Here is a 21,395-nt window from a genome sequence, read left to right as displayed (position 1 = left end):
CCAGCGCCGGCGGCATTCGCCGTTCCGTCACCGTCGAGTTCAGCACCAGTGAGTTCACCACCGTCGATTTCAGGGAGAGCGCCGATGAGCACAGACCATGAGATGAGCACAGACCATGAACAGCCCCTCGCCGACGAACCGGTGATCCCGCCGATCACCTCCGCCGAGGTCGTCTACGAAGGCGCGGTGTGGGACATCCGCAAGGAGACCTTCGACCTGCCCGAGGCCTCCGGGCTCGTCCGCGATCTCATGGCGCACACCGGGGCCGTCGGCATCGCCGTCGTCGACGAGCATCAGCGGATCCTGCTGGCCCAGCAGTACCGGCACCCCGTCCGCGCCCGATTGTGGGAGGTGCCTGCCGGTCTGCTCGACATCCCCGGCGAGGACCCGCTCGACGCGGCGAAGAGGGAACTTATCGAGGAAGCTGACCTCACGGCCGCACACTGGGACGTGCTCAGCGACTCCTGCCTGACCCCGGGCGGCAGCTCCGAGACGATGCGTCTCTACCTCGCCCGCGGGCTGTCCTACGTGCCCGAAGCCGACCGTCACGAACGGGGCGAGGAAGAGGCAGGGTTCCGCTTCGCCTGGGTCGGCATCGACGACGCACTCGAGGCCGTGGCCGACGGGCGGATCACCAACGCGATCGCCCAGCTGGCGATCTTCCAGGTCGACCGCGTGCTGCGCGCCGAAGCAGCGGGAGCACCGGTCAAACTGCGTGCCGTCGATGCGCCGAGGCGACTCGTCGACGGTCGCCCCGACTTCGGCCGCGGTGCCACCGTCGAGACCACCGGTTCGGCCATGGCCGAGACGACCGGTGCCGGTGACGGGAACTCACCGTCGACACAGACCGGCGCGGGCGAGGACTGAGACCCTATGGCTCGGCACGGCGCCGAACTGCTGCCGGAGGACCTTCCCGAGGACCTGCGGCGCGCATTCGGGTCCTATCTCGCCTCCCTGCGTTTCGAACGGGGACTGTCGATGAACTCGATCGACGCCTACGCCCGTGACCTCGCCCGATACGGAATCTGGCTGACCGACGACGGGGTGAGCCGCCTCGGCGACGTCGATCGACGGCAGGTGGAGAACTTCGCCCTCCACCTGCTCGATTCGGGACTGGCACCGCGGACCCGGGCACGCGCACTCGTTGCGGTGCGCCGATTCCACACCTTCGCACTGGGGGAGAACCTCGCGCCCACGGATCCGGCCTCCGAGGTCAGCCCACCGCAGGAAGGACTGCGGCTGCCCAAGGCCCTGGCGCTCGACGAGATCGAAGCGATGATCGCGACCACCGACGGTGAGGAACCCGTCCAGATCCGGGCCGCGGCCCTTCTCGAACTCCTCTACGCCACGGGGGCGCGCATCTCCGAAGCCGTGGGCGTCGACCTCGACGATCTCGACCTCGACTCCGGGCTCGTCCGGCTCTACGGAAAGGGCGGGAAGGAGAGGATCGTGCCCGTCGGATCCCACGCCGCCCGAGCCCTGGGGGCCTGGGTGTCGCGGGTGCGGCCGTCGATGGCGGCGAAAGCGAGATCCTCGGCTCCGGCCGGGGCCCTGTTCCTCAATGCCCGCGGCACCCGACTCTCCCGGGTCTCGGCATGGCAGATCGTCAAGGACGCCGGTGAAGCGGCGGCCATCGGCACCGAGGTGTCTCCGCATACCTTCCGGCACTCGTTCGCCACGCATCTGCTCGAGGGCGGAGCGGACATCCGCGTCGTCCAGGAGCTGCTCGGCCATGCCTCGGTGACGACGACGCAGATCTATACGAAAGTCTCCGAGGACACACTGCGGGAAGTGTACGCGACCTCGCACCCTCGGGCGCGGTAGGGTTGGACGCAGAGCAACGAAAGGTGGCCATCCGAGAGATGAATACGCAAGAGGCGTTGGATATCCCCCAACAGAAGTCGGCAGCAGGCGAGCCCCAGGACTTCCCGGAGCCGGCACCCCTGGCGTCGCACGGACCTGCCCGCATCATCGCGATGGTCAACCAGAAGGGCGGGGTCGGCAAGACCACCTCGTCGATCAACCTCGGTGCAGCCCTGGCCGCGTACGGCCGCAAGATGCTGCTCGTCGACTTCGACCCGCAGGGCGCACTGTCCGTCGGACTGGGACTCAACCCCTATGAACTCGACATCAGCATCTACAACCTGCTGATGAACCCGCGCCTGGACCCGCACGAAGTCATCGTGGGAACGGACTTCGACAACATCGACATCCTGCCGGCCAATATCGACCTCTCCGCCGCCGAAGTCCAGCTCGTCGGCGAGGTCGCCCGCGAGCAGGTGCTCGCCCGCGCCCTGTCGAAGGTCGCCGACGAATACGATGTCATCCTCATCGACTGCCAGCCCTCGCTGGGACTGCTCACCGTCAACGCCCTGACCGCCGCCCACGGCGTCGTCATCCCGCTCGAGACCGAGTTCTTCGCCCTGCGCGGTGTCGCCCTGCTCGTCGAGACCATCGAGAAGGTTCAGGACCGACTCAACCCCTCGCTCGAGGTCGACGGCATCCTCGCCACGATGTTCGACTCGCGGACCCTGCACTCGAAGGAAGTCATGTCGCGCGTGACCGAAGCCTTCGGCGACAAGGTCTTCGAGACCGTCATCAACCGCACTGTGAAGTTCCCCGACGCCTCCGTGGCCGCCGAACCGATCACGAGCTTCGCCCCGAAGCATGCCGGGTCCGAAGCCTACCGTCGACTGGCCCGGGAGCTCATCGCCCGCGGAGGCGCACCCTGAGCGACTCCGCAGTCCACGAGGAGGAGGCGGCCCCCGTTCCTACCGACGCCGACTCCGGCGATGACGCCGTGCAGGGCTTCCAGGTGCGGTTGGAGAACTTCACCGGACCCTTCGATCTGCTGCTCGGTCTGATCTCGAAACGTCGCCTCGACGTCACGGAGATCGCGCTGGCCGAGGTGACCGATGAGTTCATCGCCTACACCACCGAGCTCAAGGATCAGGCGAACCTCGCCGAGATCTCCCAGTTCCTCCTCGTCGCCGCGACCCTGCTCGACCTCAAGACGGCCCGGCTGCTGCCGCATGAAGAGGGAGAAGAGGTCCTCGACCTCGAGCTGCTCGAGGCCCGAGACCTCCTCTTCGCCCGGCTGCTGCAGTACAAGGCATACAAGTCCGTGTCCGGTTACCTGGCCGAGGCGATGGCCGCCGGTTCCAGCCGCGCCCCCCGCGATGTCGACCTCGAGCCCCAGTTCCAAGACGTGCTGCCGCCGCTGGAACTGAACATCGGACCCGGCGAACTGGCCGGAATCTTCGCCACCGTGCTCCAACGCGATCACACCCCGCCCAGCGTCGCCGTCGATCATATCCACTTGCCGCTCGTGAGCGTCTCCGAGCAGCGCGGGCATATCCTGTCCCTGCTGCGCGTCGGAGACGTCGACTTCCAGGACCTGCTCGAAACGGCCGAGAACACCCTGGTCGTCGTCGCGAGATTCCTCGCCCTGCTCGAACTGTTCAAGGTCGGCCTCTGCGACTTCGACCAGCCCGAACCCCTGGGGCGGCTGCTCATCCACCGGACCGAGATGAACGAAGACGGAGTCGACCTGCGCACCGAAGGCGACTGGAGCGGCGATGAAGAAGAAGTCGAAGAAGAAGAGGGGAGTGCGGAATGATCGATGACGAGATCCTCGCCGGCATCGAGGCCGTGCTCATGATCACCGATTCGGCCGTGACCGCCGCCGACCTCGCAGGCTCCCTCGGCCTCGACGAAGACACCGTCCTCGAAGCCATCCGCATCCTCAAAGCCGACTACGACGGGGATGAGGACCACCGCCAGCGCGGGTTCGAGATCCGTCACGTCGCCGGGGGTTTCCGCATCTTCTCCCGCGGCGACTACCACGAAGTCGTCAAGGACTTCCTCACCGCCGGGCAGAGTGCGAAACTCTCCCAAGCCGCACTCGAGACGCTTGCGGTCATCGCCTACCGGCAGCCGATCTCCCGGCCCCGCATCGCCGCCATCCGCGGAGTCAGCGTCGACGGTGTCATCCGCACTCTGCTGCTGCGCGGACTCATCGTCGAAGCCGGCAGGGAGGCGACCACCTCGGCGCTGCTCTATGCCACCACACGTACGTTCCTCGACACGATGGGCATGAACGCGATCGACGATCTGCCGGACATCGCCCCTTATCTGCCCGAAGACGCCGACGTCGCCGAACTCGGCGCGCAGGACACCGAGGTGCTCGCCGAGATCGACGGCGCCCTCGACGACGATTCCGACGACGATCTCGACGCCGATTCCGATTCGACCGCTGAGATGTCACGAGTCGCTGATTGATTTGAGAGAATGGATGTATGAGTCCCTACCGTGATCACCGCGCCCCCGGCGGGCGCCAGAACCGACCCAGCCGAAAACAACGCGCAGCGACGGCCAATCACGCCTCCAGCAGCGGCGGGTCGGGTGCCGGGCAGACATCGGACGCCCACGTCAGCGGGGGTGTGCGGCTGCAGAAAGTGCTCGCCGAGGCGGGTCTGGGATCACGTCGTACCTGTGAGCAGCTCATCGTCGACGGTCGCGTCGAGGTCGATGGCAGCATCGTCACCGAGCTGGGCACCCGGATCGACCCGGAAACGCAGTCCGTGTACGTGGACACAGTGAGAATTTCGACACAGACCAAGAAGGTCTACCTCGTGCTCAACAAGCCCGCAGGAGTCGTGTCGACCATGAGCGACCCAGAGGGCCGGCCCTGCCTGGCCGACTATGTGCGCAACAACAACGAGCGCCTCTTCCATGTCGGCCGTCTCGACACGGAGACCGAAGGCATCATCCTGCTCACCAACGACGGGGAGCTGAGCAACCGGCTGGCCCACCCGCGCTACGAGATTCCGAAGACCTACCTCGCGAAGGTCAAGGGCCAGCTGGCGAAGGACGCCGGAGCCATCCTCAAGGCCGGAATCGACCTCGAGGACGGCTTCGTCAAGGTCGATGATTTCAAGCTCGTCGATTCGACTCCCGGCAAGTCCGTCGTCGAACTCACCCTCCACTCCGGCCGCAACCGCGTCGTGCGCCGCCTGCTGGCCGAGATCGGCCACCCGGTGGAGCGCCTCGTGCGGCTGAAGTTCGGACCGATCGTCCTCGACGAGCAGAAGCAGGGCAAGATCCGCCCGCTGCGCTCCGACGAGGTCGGCGCACTGTTCGAGGCCGTCGGTCTGTGAGAGTCCATATCATCGGCACCGGCCTGCTCGGTGCCAGCCTGGGATTGGCGCTGAGTGCCCAGGGCCATCATGTGAGTCTCGAAGACACGTCGCCGACCGCGCAGCAGCTCGCCGCGGACCTCGGTGCCGGTCAGGTCGGTGCACCCGAACACCCGGACATCGTAGTCGTGGCCACCCCGCCCGACGTCGCCGCCCGCGTCATCGCCGCGGCCCTCGAGGACTACCCGAACGCCACGGTCACGGACGTCGCCAGCGTCAAGACCCGTCTGCTCGAAGCGGTGCGCGAACTGGTCACGGGCACTCAGCTCGATCGCTACATCGGCTGCCATCCGATGGCCGGACGGGAGAAGTCCGGGGCGATCGCCGCCCAATCGGACCTGTTCACGGCCCGACCCTGGGTGATCTGCTCGGACGAGGACACCCCGGCCGACCGCCTCGGCGAGGTCATCGCCATGGCCGAGGACACGGGCGCCTCCGTGCTCCACCTGGATCCGCGCATCCACGATGCCGCGGTCGCGAAGGTCTCGCACGTGCCGCAGATCGTCTCCTCCCTGGTCGCCTCGCAGCTGCGGCATGCGCCCTTGGAGGAGATCTCGCTGGCCGGACAGGGACTGCGCGATGTCACGCGCATCGCCGCCTCGGACCCGGGCCTGTGGACGCAGATCCTGACCGGCAACGCCGAGGAGGTCCGTTCCGTGCTCGTCGCTCTGCGCACCGAACTCGACGAGGTCATCGGCGCACTCGAACTCGGACCCGGGTCGACTGGACTGCTCGCCAAGGCGATCGCTTTGGGCAACGAAGGCCACGACCGGATTCCCGGCAAGCACGGGCAGCCGCCGACCACCTATGCTGTTGTCACGATCCTGGTTCCGGATACGCCCGGAATGCTGGCCCGGCTGTTCAAGGACATCGGCGACCTCGGCGTCAATGTCGAGGATTTCCGGATGGATCACGCCTCCGGTCGGAAACTGGGCATGGTCGACGTGTCCGTGGTCCCGGCCATCCAGCAGGAGCTGGAGATCGGATTGCTGTCGAAGGGATGGCAGATCCCCGAATCCGCCATCGAGAAAGAAGGAACTGCATGAGCGTCGTAGCCATTGACGGACCGTCCGGAGTGGGCAAGTCGAGCACCGCCAAGGAGGTGGCGCGTCGGCTGGGCTTCCAGTACCTGGACACCGGTGCGATGTACCGGGCGATGGCGTGGCTGTGCCTCAACCGCGGGGTCACCGACCCCGTCGACGTGCTCGAGCAGGTGCGCGGTGCGGATCTGGAGATCTCGCTGAGCCCCGACGAATTCTTCGTCTCCGTCGACGACATCGACGTCACCGAGGATATCCGCAGTGCGGACGTGTCCGCGAACGTGCAGACGGTCTCCGGCGTCGTCGACGCCCGCGAGGAGCTCATCGACATGCAGCGGGCCTATATCGCCGCCGCGCCCGAGGGCATCGTCGTCGAAGGCCGGGACATCACGACCGTGGTAGCCCCCGACGCCGATGTGCGCATCCTCATGACCGCCCGCGACGAGGTCCGTGTGGCCCGCCGGGCGAAGGAAGTGCACGGCAATGCCGACGCCGAGGCGATCGCCGCCACCCAAGACCTCGTCACGGGCCGTGACGCCAAGGACTCCGCCACGACGAGCTTCTTAGAGGCCGCCGACGGAGTGTTCACACTCGATACCAGCGACATCGACTTCGACCAGGTGGTCGAGACGGTGCTGCAGCTGGTGAAGGACTCACAATGAGCGAATCCGAATTCCATGAGACACCCGACGACGACCTCGTCGACCGTGTCGAGAGCATCAGCGACGAGGAGGCCGAGCAGCGGGCGACCGCGCTCGAGGCCGGACTCGAAAGCTATGAGCTCGAAGACGAGGACCGTGAGCTGCTGCGTGCCTACGGCTTCGACGACGACGAAGACGAGGCCCTCGGCGCCGCACCGGTGCTGGCCGTCGTCGGTCGCCCCAACGTCGGCAAGTCGACGCTGGTCAACCGCATCCTCGGCCGCCGCGAAGCCGTCGTCGAGGACGTTCCGGGAGTCACCCGTGACCGGGTGAGCTACCGGGCGGAATGGAACACGAAGGAGTTCACCCTCGTCGACACCGGCGGCTGGGATCAGGACTCGAAGGGCATGGCCTCGCGGATTGCGATCCAGTCCGAGGTCGCCGTGGACATGGCCGATGCCGTCCTGCTCGTCGTCGATGCCACGACCGGTCCGACCTCGACCGATGAGATGGTCGTGAAGATGCTGCGCCGGAAGAAGAAGCCGGTCCTGCTGGCCGCGAACAAGGTCGACGACGAACGCGGCGAACTCATGGCCGCCGAACTCTGGGGCTTGGGCCTCGGCCAGCCGTGGACCGTCTCGGCGCTGCACGGTCGGGGAGTCGCCGATCTGCTCGACGAAGTGCTGACGATCCTGCCCGAGGTCTCGGCCGTCGACACCCGTGTCGAAGAGGGCGGACCGCGTCGGGTGGCCCTCGTCGGTCGTCCGAATGTCGGCAAATCCTCCCTGCTCAACCAGCTCATCGGCACCGACCGGGTGCTCGTCGACAATGTCGCCGGCACCACTCGTGATCCCGTCGACGAGCTCATCGAGCTCGGTGGTAAGCAGTGGCGCTTCGTCGACACTGCCGGCATCCGTCGTCGTGCCCATCAGGCCAGCGGCGCCGACTTCTATGCCGCGCTGCGGACACAGACCGCACTGGAACGCGCCGAGGTGGCCCTCGTCCTCCTCGAAGTGCAGGAGCCGCTGAGCGAGCAGGACGTCCGTATCGTCACGACCGCCGTCGAGGCGGGACGCGCCGTGGTGCTGGCGTTCAACAAGTGGGATCTGCTCGATGACGAACGCCGCTTCTACCTCGAGCGGGAGATCGAACGGGACCTCGGACATGTGGCGTGGGCACCGCGCGTGAACATCTCGGCGAAGACCGGACGTCACGCGGAGAAGCTCGTGCCGGCGATGGAGACCGCTCTCGACGGCTGGGACACCCGCATTCCGACGGGACGGCTCAATGCGTTCCTCGGTGAACTCGTCGCAGCCAATCCGCACCCGGTGCGCGGTGGTAAGCAGCCGCGCATCCTCTTCGGCACTCAGGCGCAGTCGCGTCCGCCGAAGTTCGTGCTCTTCACCACCGGTTTCCTCGATCCCGGTTATCGTCGGTTCATCATCCGTCGTCTGCGCGAGACCTTCGGCTTCAAGGGCACCCCCATCGAGGTTTCGATGCGCATCCGTGAGAAGCGTCGGGGACGCTGAATGAACGAGGACGAGCAGACGAGTGCATCGGGCGCCGTTGACAGCGCGGCCGGATCTCCCGGCGATGCCGCACGCCCGGCCGAGTCTGCGCCGTCCTCACGACCGGTGCCCGGCGCGAATTCCGAGCCCGCGGGCCCTGCGTCGAACTCTGCGTCGGCCTCGAAGCCCGCAGGCGCGGACCCTGCGTCGGGGACGGCCGCACCGGCCGCCTCGGCGAGGAACGCTCCCGGTTCGGCCGCCTCGGTGGGGAACGCTCCCGGTTCGGCCGCCTCGGTGACGGTGGAACCTGGCTTCGCACCCGGCTCCGAACCCGGCATGGCAGGCGAGCCACGACCCTGGCATGCGCGGCCGCCGGCGCGAGCGCTGATGATCGCGGTGACGCTGGCGGGGCTGGCCTATGCGCTGATGTTCTTCCGCGGACTCCAGGACATCGTGGCCCCGGTGTTCCTCGCCCTGAACTTCTATATCGTCGTCTACCCGGTGCAGCGGCTGCTCACTCGGATCAAGGTGCCGCGGGCGATCGGGGCGTGTATCTCGGTCGTACTCGTGCTGTGCATGATCTTCGCGTTCTTCGGCCTCACCGCGTGGTCGGTCGCCGAGCTCGTCATCCTCATCCCCAGCTACAGCTACGAACTCGCCGCCACGTACCAGAACGCGCTGGCGCTGCTGTCGGACATCGGAGTGACGTCCTCGGTGATCCAGCAGCAGCTCTCCGGTTTCGATGTCCGTTCCGTGCTCGACGCCATCTACCCGCTGCTGACGAATCTGTCGTCGGTGGCAGGCCTGCTGACCACAGTCATCATGGCGGTGTTCTTCGTGGCGATGGATTCGATGGGCATCGACAAGCGGATGGCGATGCTGCTCGACGTCAAGCCGTCACTGTCGGCGTCGATCGGCGACTTCGCCAGCGGCGTCCGCCGCTACTGGGTGGTGGCGACGGTCTTCGGCCTCATCGTCGCATTCCTCGACGTCATCGCCCTGGCGATCATCGACGTCCCGCTCATCTGGGTGTGGGGTGTGCTCGCGTTCCTGACGAACTACATTCCGAACATCGGTTTCGTCATCGGTCTCATCCCGCCCGCTCTGCTGGCGCTGGTCGACAGCGGTTGGCAGTCGGCGCTGTGGGTGGTCATCGCCTACAGCGTGCTCAACTTCGTCATCCAGGCGATCATCCAACCGAAGTTCACCGGCGAGTCGGTGGGTGTGACCCCGCTGATCTCGTTCCTGTCCCTGCTGTTCTGGGTGTGGATCCTCGGCTGGCTCGGCGCCCTGCTGGCGCTGCCGGCGACCCTGCTGATCAAGGCCCTGCTGGTCGACGCTGACCCGAAGGCCAGGTGGGTCAATATCCTTCTCGCCTCCGATCCGGACACCGGACGCGCCGAACTGCTCAAGGGCCTGAAGAAGCATCAGGCTGCGCACTGACGAGTCAGCGGGGGCGGCGGAAGCGCTCGGCGGCTTCGGTCTGACGCTGCCCGCGGTCCGGTGAATCCCATATTCTCGCTTTTCCGGCCGCTTGTCGCCTCGAGCCCTCGCACTGTGACGGCAGAGTGGTTAGCATGAAGTATGGCGACACTACTGAATATCCATCCGGAGAACCCGCAGGACCGACTGATCGAGAAGGCCGCTGAGTCACTCAGGAACGGTGGCCTGATCGCCTATCCCACGGATTCCTGTTATGCCCTCGGCTGCGCCTTGGACAACAAGGACGGCATCGAGCGGATCACTCGCATCCGACAACTCGGTTCGAAGCACCATTTCACACTCATGTGCCACGACTTCGCCCAGCTGGGTCAGTTCGTCATCGTCGACAATTCCGACTTCCGTGCCATCAAGTCGATGACGCCGGGACCGTACACGTTCATCATGAAGGCGACGAAGGAAGTTCCGCGCCGGATGATGCACCCGAAGAAGCATTCGGTCGGAGCCCGGATCCCGCAGAACGTCACGGCACTCGCACTCGTCGAGGCGATGGGGGAGCCGATCCTGTCCTCGACGCTGCTGCTGCCCGACGATGAGGATCCGCTGACCCACGCCGAGGATGTCATGGACCAGCTCGGCAATGACCTCGACATCGTCATCGAGTCCGGAGTCCCCGGAGTCGTGCCGACCTCGGTCATCGACTTCACCGGCAAGTACCCAGAGGTGGCTCGCGTCGGAGCCGGAGACGTCTCGCGGTTCCTCGACGAGTGAGCCGGCAAGGTCGGTCGCACTGAGCTGGCCGGACTGCCGATTCACTGCTGATCACACGCCGGACCGACAGACCGGAACGAACCGGAAGACGAACTCAGCGAACTCTCGCCGAGGTGGCCGAGCCGCCTCGGCGAGATCTCATCCGCACCGGTGTCAGTCTCAACGGGTGGGCCCCGTGCGCCCGTCAGAGTCCGAGGTAGGCCGCCTGCACGTCAGGATTGTCGAGCAGCCGGGAGGCATCATCGGCGAGGACGATCCGCCCCTCGGCAAGGACGTATCCCCTGTGGGCGATTGCCAGTGATGCCTTCGCGTTCTGCTCACTGAGCAGAACTCCGATGCCGTTGCGATTGATCTGGGCGACCGACTCGAGGACCTGCTCGACGATGATGGGCGCCAGGCCCATCGACGGCTCATCCAAGATCAGCAGACTCGGATCCGACATCAGTGCTCGGCCGATCGCGACCATCTGCTGCTGCCCGCCCGACAGCGAGCCTGCCGGCTGTCTGGCCTTCTCCTTGAGGATCGGAAACATATCGAGCACGTCAGAGTAGATCTCTTCGGTACGAGAACCGTTCCGGTGAGGATATGACCCCAGACGCAGATTCTTCTCCACCGACATCTTCCCGAACAGGTGACGGCCCTCGGGGCAGTGCGCGATACCGGCCTTGACGATGGCATTCGCGCGTGCTCGATGCAGCGGCCGTCCCTCATAGGTGATCGAGCCGGTACGGACCCGCATCAGTCCGCTGATGGTCTTGAAGAGAGTCGTCTTGCCTGATCCGTTCGCGCCGAGGACCACGGTGAGCTCTCCGGGCCGCGCAGTGATGCTCACGCCGTGGAGCACATCGGCGGCATCGTATCCGGTGCTGACATTGTCGAGAGTGAGCATCAGTCCTCCTCCTGTGCTGTCGAACCGAGATAGGCACGGATGACATCCGGATTCGACTGGATCTCCGCCGGTGCACCGAGCGCCAGCTTCTGCCCGTGATCGAGGACGAGGATCGTGTCCGCGAGGTCCATGATCATCGTCATCTTGTGTTCGACGAGCAGGACGGAGACCCCTCGCTGCGGCAGGGAGCGGATGAGGTTGCCGAAGTCGACGGTCTCCTCTTCGGGGATGCCGCCGGCCGGTTCGTCGAGCAGCAGCAGCTCAGGCTCCGTGGCCAGTGCCATGGCCACTGCGGTGCGCTTCTGCACCTCCTGCGGAACATTGGACGCCAGATCGTGCCGATAGTCCGCGACTCCGCAGAACTCGAGAGCTTCCATCGCCTTGTCCTCGTTGATCCGTGATTCACGACGGTGGCGAGGAGTGTGGAAGACAGCGTCGAAGACAGTGGACTTCGAACGGACGATCCGACCGGCCAGGACGTTCTCCAACAGGGTGCTGTCGTCGAACAGATTCGTCGTCTGGAATGTGCGCGCGATACCGCCGGCCACCGTACGGTGCGGGGACGAATGAGTGATGTCGTCACCCTTGAAAGTGATGGTCCCCGCGGTGGGTCGATAGAAGCCATGGACGAGGTTGAACAGCGTCGACTTGCCTGCTCCGTTGGGACCGATGACAGCGGTGATCTGGCCCGCCTCGACGTCCAGGTCGACGTCCTTGACCGCATCGAGTCCGCCGAAGCGCTTACCGAGGTCTCGTATTTCCAGCATTGTCATTTCGTCTCCTCGGACGACGGGGTGCTTCCGGTCCGGCCGACACTCGAGTCGACTCCGTCGGCGACGCGCCGTGCGCGGTGGTCGCCCGTTCCGCCGGAGGTCGAAGCATCTGTCGATTCATGATCATCATCGGCACCGCGGGCAGCTTCGGCCCTGCGTCGTCGATTGCGTCTGTCGACGATACCGCCGAGGTAACCGACGATTCCCCGCGGTGCGAAGATCACGAGGGCGACAATGATGGGGCCCAGAACGATGAATCGATACGCCTGGAAGTCCTGGAACAGTTCGAACAGGAATGTCACGATCATGCTCCCGAGCAGGGGACCTGCGACAGTGCCCATTCCTCCGACGAGGATGAACATGAGGAATTCGAAGGTCTTGTCGATCGTCGCCGAATCGGGTCCGATGAAGCCGACCACGGATGCGTAGAGACCTCCGCCCATCCCTCCGAAGACAGCGGATGCCGCGAAGGCGAGCTGTTTGCTGAAGCCGACACGCACACCGATCGCATCCGCGAGATCTTCACTCGTTCTGATGGTCAGCAGCGTGCGGCCCACGCTCGAGCGCCGAATCGCGTACGTCGTGTAGACACAGACGAGCAGAACGGCGAAGACGAGGTAGAACATCGCAGTGGGCGATTCGAAGTCGATGAGTCCTCCGCCTTCGGGGAACTTCACATTGTTGACTCCGGAATGTGCATGAGTGACGGACTCCCAGCGGCTGATGACGAGGAAGATGATGAAGCCGATGGCCATGGTGAAGATGGCGAAGTATTCGTCCTTGGTCCGCAGCGCAATCAGCCCGCAGAGGTAGCCGATGACAGCGGTGCCGATCACGGACACGCAGAAGGCAGCCCAGAAGGACCAATCGTAGTCGGTGGTGAGCAGCCCCACCCCGTAGGCGCCGATGCCGAAGAATCCGCCTTGAGCCAGATTCAGCTGACCGGTGAAGCCGAGGATGATGTTGAGACCATAGACGGCGATCGCCGCACACATGCCTACGGTGATCACCCGCATCGTGTAGTTCTCCTGCCCGAACGCCAGGGGCGTGAGGCCGAGCAGGATGATGACGGCGATGGTGCCGATGATTCGAGGATTCTTCATGGAGTTCATCGCTGCACCGCCTTCGTGAACAGTCCGTTGGGCTTGATGGCCAGCACGGCCACGAGAACGACGAATGCCACGGCCTCGCCGACCGCTGAGGAGATGTAGGTCGCTGTCATCGTCTCGGCGATCGCGAGTGCGAAACCGCCGACGATGGCCCCCGGAAGAGATCCGAGTCCGCCGAGGATGATGATGGCGAACACCTTGAGGTTGAGGGCGTCTCCCATCGTCGGTGACAGGAGGTTGATCGGTGCGACGAGTCCCGCCGCGATGGTTGCGAGCACGGCGGACAGGCCCAGCGTCAGCATCGCGACCATCGACGGGTTGATGCCGACGAGCGACGCACCGACGCGATCCTGTTCGATCGCTTCGATCGTCTGACCGTGGATGGATCGTTTGATGAACCACGCCAGCAGCGCCAGCACGATCACAGCGGTGACGATGATGACGATGCGCTGCGCAGAGATCTCGGCGCCGAGTATTCGCAGCTCGCCGGTGATCGGAGTGTCCATGCGGCGGAAGTCGGCGCCCCAGATCGCTTGAGCCAGAGCCTGGAAGAAGAACATCGCACCGACTGCCGCAATCATGTGGTGAGTGTGCGGGGAGTTGCGCAAGGGGTGGAACACGAGACGTTCGAGCCCGACGCCGACGACGAAGAGCACGAGCGCCGCGATGCCGATCGCCGCGATATAGGGAACACCGACAGTTGTGAGGAAGAAGTAGGTGATGTAGGCGCCGAGCATATACAGCGCACCGTGAGCCAGGTTGGGAATGCGCAGCACTCCGAACACCAAGGTCAGACCGATCGCGGCCAGGCAGTAGACGCCGCCCAGCGCAAGGCCGTTGAAGAGCTGTTGGATGAAGAGGGTCATGATGAATCGGGTCCTCTGCAGGCATGAGTGCGGCCCGGGTGAGGCGCACGGACGCGCCTCACCCCTGGGAGATGCCGCTGACGGAGATTACTTGTCGTCGGATGCCTGTTCGATCGGCACCTTCGTGTACTCGCCGTCCTCATCGAGGAAAGTTGCCTCCAGGTCGGGGTTGAGGAGGTGCCCCTGCTCCGTGATCTCATCGGGGAAGCCATTGACTTTGTATTTGTCATCGACCTCCGGCAGTGCTTCACCGATGGCTTCCCTGATCTTCTCGGGGTCGTCCGTCGTGCCTGCAACCTCCATCGCCTTGGCGATGATTGCAATCCCTTGGTAGTTCAGTGCCGTTTCGCTGGTCGGGACCTTCTTCTCTCCGGCCTTCTCGGCGAACTTCTTCAGGAAGTCTTCGGTGCCCGGATCCTGATATTCGGAGACGGGCAGAACTCCGACCGAGTTCTTGAGATTGTCGAGCTCCGTCACCGTCGCCATCTCATCCAGTTTCGCCTGGTCCATGACGAGGAAGCTGCCTTCGAAGCCCTGCTTGCGAGCTTCTTCCATGATCAGAGCGGTCGGTTGGGATGGTCCGCCGACGAAGATCGCGTCGGGCTTCTCGGCCAGGGCTTTCGAGACAGGGCCCGCGAAATCGGACACAGTGGCGTAGTCGATGCTGTTGTCTCCGCCGACCTTTCCGCCGGCTTCGCTCCATGCGTCCTTGATCGACTTGGTCCACTGCTGCCCGTACTCACTCTGAGTTCCGAGCAGAGCGAGCTTCTTGCCTCCGTGCTCCATGGCAGTCTCGGAGAATTCCTCAGCATAGGATTCGAAATTCGGAGGGATCATCATCGTCAGGGGGTTGTCCGCCTGCACGATCGCGGGATCGGACGTGTACGCAGAGATGAGGAAGTTCGACCTGCCGCTGTTGATCTGCTGAATCGCCTTGATTGCTCCGGCGTTCGGGGAGACGACCACAGGGGCCTTGTCCTGGTCGGCCAACCGCTGAGCATTGCTCGCGGCGGTGGACGGTGCGTATTTGTCGTCGAGGGACTTCAGCTCCAGAGTCACGGGTTCGCCATCGACCTCGACCCCGTCTGCGTTGAGATCGTCGATGGCCATTTCGAGGCCGATCTTCACGTTCTCACCGTATGCGGCGCCTCCTCCGCTGAGGGGTCCGGTGTAGCCGATGACGACTGAGTCGCCCTCACCCGAGCCACTACCACCGCCGCCGCACGCGGTGGCGGTCAAGGCGATGGCACCCATGATTGCGGCTGCCGATAGTCTGCGGCGGCGACTTCGCGAGACAGAGTTCATCTTTTCTCCTTCGAAAAGCTCTTGGAACACGTTTGCTCCACACGTTTCCCGAGCCGTCGTCAGTGACCGTGCTCGGAGTCGTCGTCAATCCGTAGTGGACTTCGACTGATGTGAACACTTCCAAATCACTCTGGTGAAGTCAATGGTTTTGAGCTAGATTTTTGAACGTTCGATAATCTTCGGGATCGGATGTGGCCCGGAGGGCATAAGACGAGGTCGGGCGACTTGTGCGCAGAAACGTCGGGAGATGTTTCGGGGCGCTGACGCGTTCGAGGCGGCTCTCTGTCTGAAAGGTGAGCAAACAATCGTTCAGTGGCGGATCTGGTCTACAGTGGGCATAGCTGCATGCGAGATCTGTGTCACATCAGGTCCGATGCGGACGCGAACCGCAGTTGATGACTCGGTTCCCTTCGGCAATGACGCAACATCATCTTTAGGAGCGTGTTCATGACTCGTACAGCAATCGTCACCGGTGGAGGCCGCGGCATCGGAGCCGCCATCGCCAAGCGACTCGGAGCCGACGGACTCAAGGTCGCCGTTCTCGATATGGGTCCGACCGACGAGACCGTTGCCGCCATCAAGGGCGCCGGCGGCGAAGCTCTCGGCCTCGAGGCCGACGTCTCCGACGAGGACTCGGTCGATGCCGCGGTCAAGCAGGTTGCCGAGACACTCGGCGCGCCGACCGTCCTGGTCAACAATGCCGGTATTCTGCGCGACAACCTCCTGTTCAAGATGACGTACGAGGAGTTCAACAAGGTCCTCTCCGTCCATCTCGGCGGAGCTTTCCTCATGGCGCGGGCCGTGCAGTCCTACATGGTCGACGAGAAGTTCGGCCGCATCATCTCGATGTCGTCCACTTCGGCGCAGGGCAATCGCGGCCAGACGAACTACTCCGCCGCCAAGGCCGGTATCCAGGGCATCACGAAGACCTGGGCGATCGAGCTCGGCAAGTTCGGCATCACCGCGAACGCCATTGCTCCCGGCTTCATCGAAACCGACATGACCAAGGCCACCGCCGAGCGCGTGGGGATGGGGTTCGACGACTTCGTCGAAGCTTCGGTCAAGCAGATCCCCGTGGCCCGTTCCGGAAAGCCCGAGGATATCGCTCACACGGCATCGTTCCTCGCCTCCGAGGGAGCCGGTTTCGTCTCCGGTCAGGTCATCTACGTTGCCGGCGGTCCGAAGGACTGATCGCCGCCGTCCTCGCGACGGGTTCACGAACATCTTCGAAAGGTGAGAACTATGAGAGAAGCAGTCATTGTGTCGACGGCCCGCACGCCGATCGGCAAGGCCTACCGTGGTGCCTTCAATGACACCCAGGCTCAGGAGCTGGCCGGCCACGCGATCAGACACGCCGTGGAACGGGCCGGCCTCGAAGGAGGCGAGGTCGAAGACGTCGTCTTCGGTGCCGCTCTGCAGCAGGGCAGCCAAGGTACGAATGTCGCTCGGCAGGCGGCACTGCGTGCGGGACTTCCTGTCACGGTTCCCGGAATGTCGATCGACCGGCAGTGCTCGTCCGGGCTGATGGGCATCACCACCGCGGCGAAGCAGGTCCTCTTCGACGGCCAGGAGATCGCCGTCGGCGGTGGCGTGGAGTCGGTGTCGCTGGTCCAGAACGACAAGATGAACATGTTCCGGGCCAAGGATCCGTGGCTCGAAGAGCGCGTCCCGGGCATCTACTACCCGATGCTGGCGACCGCCGAGGTCGTTGCCGAACGCTACGGTGTCAGCCGTGAGGCGCAGGACGAGTATTCTCTGTCCTCGCAGCAGCGCACCGCCGCCGCTCAGGAAGCCGGTCGGTTCGACGACGAGATCGTGCCTCTGCCGACGACGAAGGTCGTCGTCGACAAGGAGACGAAGGAGACCTCGCGTCAGGATGTGCTTCTCGAAGCCGACGAGGGCAATCGGCCGTCGACGACGCTCGACAGCCTCGCCGGACTCAACCCGGTTCTCGAGCCCGGTGTGGCGTCGAAGGTTCCGAGCATCACCGCCGGCAACGCCTCTCAGCTCTCTGATGGAGCCTCCGCTTCGGTGGTCATGTCGAGCGAAGAGGCCAGCCGTCGCGGGCTCGAACCGTTGGGGGTCTATCGCGGCATGGCCGTGGCCGGGTGCGAGCCGGACGAGATGGGCATCGGACCTGTGTTCGCCATTCCGAAGCTGCTGAAGACCCATGGTCTGTCGATCGATGACATCGGGCTGTGGGAGCTCAACGAGGCGTTCGCTGTTCAGGCGCTGTACTGCCGCGACCGGCTCGGCATCGACCCGGAGAAATACAACGTCGACGGCGGCGGCATCTCTGTGGGGCACCCCTACGGAATGACCGGTGCCCGGCTTGTCGGACACGCCCTCATCGAGGGACGCCGTCGCGGAGTGAAGTACGTCGTCGTCACGATGTGCATCGGCGGGGGACAGGGAGCTGCCGGACTGTTCGAAGTCTGCTGAGGCATTCCCTCGGCAGCTGCGCAAGAGCGAAGGGCCGACGATATTCGAGTCGATTCTGACCGGATGTCGTCGGCCCTTTCTGCGTTGACCAACGGTGTGGATGCCGACTTCTCGCCGGTGGTGTGCCGACTTCTCGCCGGTGGACTGCCGACAGTGAGCCGTCAGCGGTCGTGAAGTCGTCGTAGTCGGACGTCAACGAAGGCTCACCGCGCAGGACACCTTTCAGAATGGTGGAGGTTCGCCGGAGTCCCAGAACCAATCGCGCAGCTCCGGGCCGTCCTCGTCTTCTGGCAGGGCGCCGGACGGTCCGCCGGTTCTGCTCGGCGCAGACACCGGTGTGAATGCGCAGAGATCCCCGGCAACGAGTTCCCTCCAGCCGGGGGTGCCTTCGGCTGCCGCCGGTTCAGGGCATTCCCGCGCCCGTTTCCGATCGCCGGGAGCCGGGTGCTTCTCATCTGCACCGCCGCTCTGGGCCGTCGACGGCTCGGTGCCAGATCCCCGCTCAATGGCAGAGTCACGCTCAGCGCCAGTATGACTTTCTGGCGTTGGCGCATGGTCGTGGGCAGATGGATCCTCTGTGCTCGACTGCTCCACTGTGACTGCTCGGCACTGTCGTGCGAGGCCACTGCCGAATCGTTCGAGGAACAGTCGGGCATGCTCGACGCTGATGGGGTTGTCCGGTGAGACGACCTCCGCGGTGACACCCGTGCGGAAGACATACTCCAAGTGGCCGGGTTCGGTCATCCGCACGTCGAAATTGCCGTTGGTCTTCTGCTGGTGGTGCGCCTTGCAGAGACAGTGGAGATTGCCGAACCGAGTGAGTCCGCCCTGGGTAGGGTCGGAGTGATTGAACGGGTCAATGTGATCGACCTCTGTCACCTCAGCTGGTTGAGTGCAGCCGGGGAATGTGCACGTCGCAAACTGAGCAACAAGTGTCTTGCGCACGCTGTTGGGAATCGCGTAGGACGTTGCCTTCGCGTCGACAGGTGTCCCGGTCGCCGGGTCGGTGAGCAACCTGGTCCATGTGGTGGAGTAGCCGGCGACCCGTCGTGCCATGTCGGCAGGGATCGGCGACCCGTTTGGAAGCATACCCGCCAGATCGCACACCTCACCTGAGGTCAGCGGTACGTCAGAGCCTGTGGGCTCTGCTCTTGGGGTGATCGGGGGTGTTGGTGACTCGGTGGGAAGCGGCGGATCTGAGGCTTCCCCGGTCAGTGGTGGTGCACCTGGGGGATCGCTGCTCGGCGGCGGTGCACCCGGGGGATCCGTGGGCCGCAGCGGAGGATTGCCGTCTTCCGACTGGAATTGGCTGAGCAGCGTCAGCAGAGGAACGGTGACGAATGTGCTGGCCTGATTCGCCAGCCAATACTCGCTGGTCGGCATGTCCAGGAGGAATTCGAAGCTGATGCGGCGCTCGCCGGCATCGAGGATGGGATTGCCGAATGCGTCGACAGCGCCTGCTGGTGCAGACTCGGAGCCCTCGGCGACGGGGCGAGCTCCACTGGCACGCGAGCCGATGAGAGTCGAAAGTGATTCGGCCGCGTCAGGATCCGTCGTGCTGTTGCTGCTGAGGATGGCTTCGAGCAGCTGGGACTCGAACGTGCGTCCTGCCGGAGTGATCGGCGCCTTGGGGCGGGATTCGCTCTGTGCTGTGGCCCCCGAATCGGCCGACGCGGCTTGCGTCGGTGCCTCGTAACCGTTCTTGTCCATGTCGTCGAATACCCGCTCGATGTAATCGAGCAGGGCCTCGCCTTCGTGCATCGGGGTGCCGTCGGGGCCGGCGAAGAGGCCATCGAGGGAGAAGTCGGAACTCGTCGACGAGCCGTCTGCGTCATTGGTGCTGATGATGCGCAGCTTCAGCTGAGGACGCGTGCGCGTGAGGATGTCGAACATCAGGGCAGAGATCGACCGTTCCTCATCGAAGCAGTCCCCTGCCTTGAGCTGGCTCGTGAACGCACTCGTATTGTTCTTATGCACTGCCCGGCAGAAGGCATCGAGCCTCCTGAAGCAGGCCTGAAGTTCCGGAGCGGGACCGGTCAGAGTGAGGTAGGCAGTTCCGTCGTCGCCGGTGCTGAAGTCGACCCGACGCCGCAGCGATACGCTCTTCAACGTATCCTCGGCCGGCTGAAGCGCGGCGATCTTCAGCGCGACCGAACGTTTGAACGTCTCGATCGTGATGTCGGCGCGCCTGTGAGCCAGATAGTCGTCGAGCGCAGGCAGATGCTCGAAGTGCAGGTCTCGGCACGCGCGGGTCACACAATCGACATGCTCGATCGTGAAGTCTCCATCCAGGCAGCGTTTGAGGAATCGCGGCAGCCCGTGCGCCAGCGTCATCGACGACGTCATGTGCTGGAGCGATCTGCTCGTGGTCGCACCGAGCAGGGTCGAGTACACGCCAGCCTCAGTCGGCTCGATATTGCTGCGCAGCCAGGCGAAGAAGGTCATTTCCGGGTCAAAGCCTGGAAAGTCAGGCAGCAGAGCAGGATCGGACAGGAACTCCTCGGCCAACTTCCGGACTCGACGGAGACGGCGACCGGCGGCACGGTCCTTCTTCGGCCCAGCGCTGATGCCGATCTTCGTGCCCGATTCGGTTTCGACCTGAGCGACAGCTTGTGTCCACGCCAGATTCTCTCGGTTGGTCCAGGTTCTGCGCGTGGAGAAGAGGTCGTCGGAAGGGAGGTCGACTGCGCAGATCTTCTGGTCGATGGCGTCGCAGTCGTGGCTTCGGTGCGAGGCGACGGCACCGTCGGTTGCTTGGGTCTGAGCCTTCTTCTCGCCGAGGGCAGCAGATGTTCTGGCGGTTTCAGGCGAGGAGTGACGGGTACAGGTCTCGGTGAATGATGCGAACTCATAGACTGCGTCGGGATGGCATCCCAGGAGGCCGAGAGCATAGGCAACATCCTGTGCAACGGCACGGCTGGTGGCGACCATGGAGTGGATCTGCGCGAGGCTGCTCTGCGTATAGGCATCGAGCAGGTCGACGAGGTCACTGTCTTCGGCCTCTTCCATGCGACGCCCGTGCGCACGACGGAACTGGGACAGGGTCCGACTGTCCGCCTCTGCTGAGGGAGCGGCAGGCAGGAGCGACGTCCGTCCGTCGTTGTCTCCGATGTCCTTCATCGGTGTCTCACCTCTCCACGCCTCTGTGGAAGTCGCTCGTCGGGAAATCGCCTATCTCAATTATATGATCTGCAGGTACATATTGATGTCACAATACGATTACAAATCGAACAAAAGACGATTATAGATCGACCGTGACCTATTCATTCTCATCCTCGGCGATGCTGCTCTGTTTGTCCTCCGACTCTACAGTTCGGCACTGACACGACAGTGCGATCGAGGTGAGCCCGCCTTCCCGCAGGGGCGCTCCTCGGCGCTCGGGCACGCCTTCGCACAGGGGCGGTCCTCGGAAC

At 64.3% G+C, this 21,395-nt stretch carries 19 protein-coding genes; 13 read left to right on the top strand and 6 right to left on the bottom strand.

The window, feature by feature from the left end:
- Positions 1–84: 84 nt before the first annotated feature.
- The 11 genes from AD89_RS18780 (at position 85) to AD89_RS0114555 (ending at position 10,598) form a co-directional block, all read left to right on the top strand.
- Positions 85–867, top strand: coding sequence for an NUDIX domain-containing protein (locus AD89_RS18780; protein ID WP_081770500.1), 783 nt, complete (start codon positions 85–87; stop codon positions 865–867).
- 6 nt (positions 868–873) lie between these two features.
- A complete protein-coding gene (gene xerD, locus AD89_RS0114600) occupies positions 874–1,824 on the top strand; it encodes a site-specific tyrosine recombinase XerD (RefSeq protein WP_025780121.1) in 951 nt (316 codons plus the stop codon).
- Positions 1,825–1,862: 38 nt separating this feature from the next.
- Complete coding sequence (locus AD89_RS0114595; RefSeq protein WP_025780119.1) at positions 1,863–2,732, top strand: ParA family protein; 870 nt, start codon at positions 1,863–1,865, stop codon at positions 2,730–2,732.
- A 68-nt stretch (positions 2,733–2,800) separates the two neighbouring features.
- Complete coding sequence (locus AD89_RS0114590) at positions 2,801–3,619, top strand: segregation and condensation protein A (protein WP_025780117.1); 819 nt, start codon at positions 2,801–2,803, stop codon at positions 3,617–3,619.
- Complete coding sequence (gene scpB, locus AD89_RS18775; RefSeq protein WP_025780116.1) at positions 3,616–4,281, top strand: SMC-Scp complex subunit ScpB; 666 nt, start codon at positions 3,616–3,618, stop codon at positions 4,279–4,281. Before AD89_RS0114590 ends, scpB begins: the two co-directional genes overlap by 4 nt.
- 17 nt (positions 4,282–4,298) lie before the next feature.
- Positions 4,299–5,159 (top strand): pseudouridine synthase, encoded by an 861-nt coding sequence (locus AD89_RS0114580; RefSeq protein ID WP_025780114.1) that lies wholly within the window; start codon positions 4,299–4,301, stop codon positions 5,157–5,159.
- The gene (locus AD89_RS0114575; protein ID WP_025780112.1) at positions 5,156–6,244 is read left to right on the top strand and encodes a prephenate dehydrogenase; all 1,089 of its coding nucleotides are present in this window, start codon (positions 5,156–5,158) and stop codon (positions 6,242–6,244) included. The genes AD89_RS0114580 and AD89_RS0114575 overlap by 4 nt, the downstream gene beginning before the upstream one ends.
- A complete protein-coding gene (gene cmk, locus AD89_RS0114570; protein WP_025780110.1) occupies positions 6,241–6,900 on the top strand; it encodes a (d)CMP kinase in 660 nt (219 codons plus the stop codon). The genes AD89_RS0114575 and cmk overlap by 4 nt, the downstream gene beginning before the upstream one ends.
- Positions 6,897–8,408 (top strand): ribosome biogenesis GTPase Der, encoded by a 1,512-nt coding sequence (gene der / locus AD89_RS0114565; protein WP_025780108.1) that lies wholly within the window; start codon positions 6,897–6,899, stop codon positions 8,406–8,408. Before cmk ends, der begins: the two co-directional genes overlap by 4 nt.
- The gene (locus AD89_RS0114560; protein WP_231488713.1) at positions 8,409–9,830 is read left to right on the top strand and encodes an AI-2E family transporter; all 1,422 of its coding nucleotides are present in this window, start codon (positions 8,409–8,411) and stop codon (positions 9,828–9,830) included. It abuts the gene before it with no gap.
- Between the two features lie 141 nt (positions 9,831–9,971).
- A complete protein-coding gene (locus AD89_RS0114555; RefSeq protein ID WP_025780104.1) occupies positions 9,972–10,598 on the top strand; it encodes an L-threonylcarbamoyladenylate synthase in 627 nt (208 codons plus the stop codon).
- Positions 10,599–10,782: 184 nt separating this feature from the next.
- Here the strand turns inward: AD89_RS0114555 and AD89_RS0114550 are convergent, their stop codons facing one another.
- The 5 genes from AD89_RS0114550 to AD89_RS0114530 form a co-directional block, all read right to left on the bottom strand.
- Positions 10,783–11,487 carry an ABC transporter ATP-binding protein gene (locus tag AD89_RS0114550; protein WP_025780102.1) on the bottom strand — a complete coding sequence of 235 codons (705 nt, stop codon included), beginning with the start codon at positions 11,485–11,487 and terminating at the stop codon, positions 10,783–10,785.
- Positions 11,487–12,260, bottom strand: a complete 774-nt coding sequence (locus AD89_RS0114545) for an ABC transporter ATP-binding protein (protein WP_197021774.1) — start codon at positions 12,258–12,260, stop codon at positions 11,487–11,489. The genes AD89_RS0114550 and AD89_RS0114545 overlap by 1 nt, the downstream gene beginning before the upstream one ends.
- A complete protein-coding gene (locus AD89_RS0114540) occupies positions 12,257–13,363 on the bottom strand; it encodes a branched-chain amino acid ABC transporter permease (protein WP_231488710.1) in 1,107 nt (368 codons plus the stop codon). Before AD89_RS0114540 ends, AD89_RS0114545 begins: the two co-directional genes overlap by 4 nt.
- A gap of 5 nt (positions 13,364–13,368) precedes the next feature.
- Entirely contained in the window at positions 13,369–14,235 is an 867-nt protein-coding gene (locus AD89_RS0114535; protein ID WP_025780096.1) for a branched-chain amino acid ABC transporter permease, read from the bottom strand.
- 87 nt (positions 14,236–14,322) lie between these two features.
- Positions 14,323–15,540: an ABC transporter substrate-binding protein gene (locus tag AD89_RS0114530; RefSeq protein WP_025780094.1), complete on the bottom strand. Its 1,218-nt coding sequence runs from the start codon at positions 15,538–15,540 to the stop codon at positions 14,323–14,325.
- 447 nt (positions 15,541–15,987) lie between these two features.
- Here AD89_RS0114530 and AD89_RS0114525 point away from each other — a divergent pair, with 447 nt between their 5' ends.
- Complete coding sequence (locus tag AD89_RS0114525; RefSeq protein WP_025780093.1) at positions 15,988–16,731, top strand: SDR family oxidoreductase; 744 nt, start codon at positions 15,988–15,990, stop codon at positions 16,729–16,731.
- Between the two features lie 51 nt (positions 16,732–16,782).
- A complete protein-coding gene (locus AD89_RS0114520; RefSeq protein ID WP_025780091.1) occupies positions 16,783–17,982 on the top strand; it encodes an acetyl-CoA C-acyltransferase in 1,200 nt (399 codons plus the stop codon).
- Positions 17,983–18,204: 222 nt separating this feature from the next.
- Here the strand turns inward: AD89_RS0114520 and AD89_RS20190 are convergent, their stop codons facing one another.
- The gene (locus AD89_RS20190) at positions 18,205–21,102 is read right to left on the bottom strand and encodes an HNH endonuclease (RefSeq protein WP_025780089.1); all 2,898 of its coding nucleotides are present in this window, start codon (positions 21,100–21,102) and stop codon (positions 18,205–18,207) included.
- Between the last annotated feature and the right edge of the window lie 293 nt (positions 21,103–21,395).

The sequence above is a fragment of the Brevibacterium sp. VCM10 genome (genome assembly GCF_000583215.1).
Classification (GTDB): Bacteria; Actinomycetota; Actinomycetes; order Actinomycetales; family Brevibacteriaceae; genus Brevibacterium; species Brevibacterium linens.
This window is presented reverse-complemented; position numbering and strand designations above follow the sequence as displayed.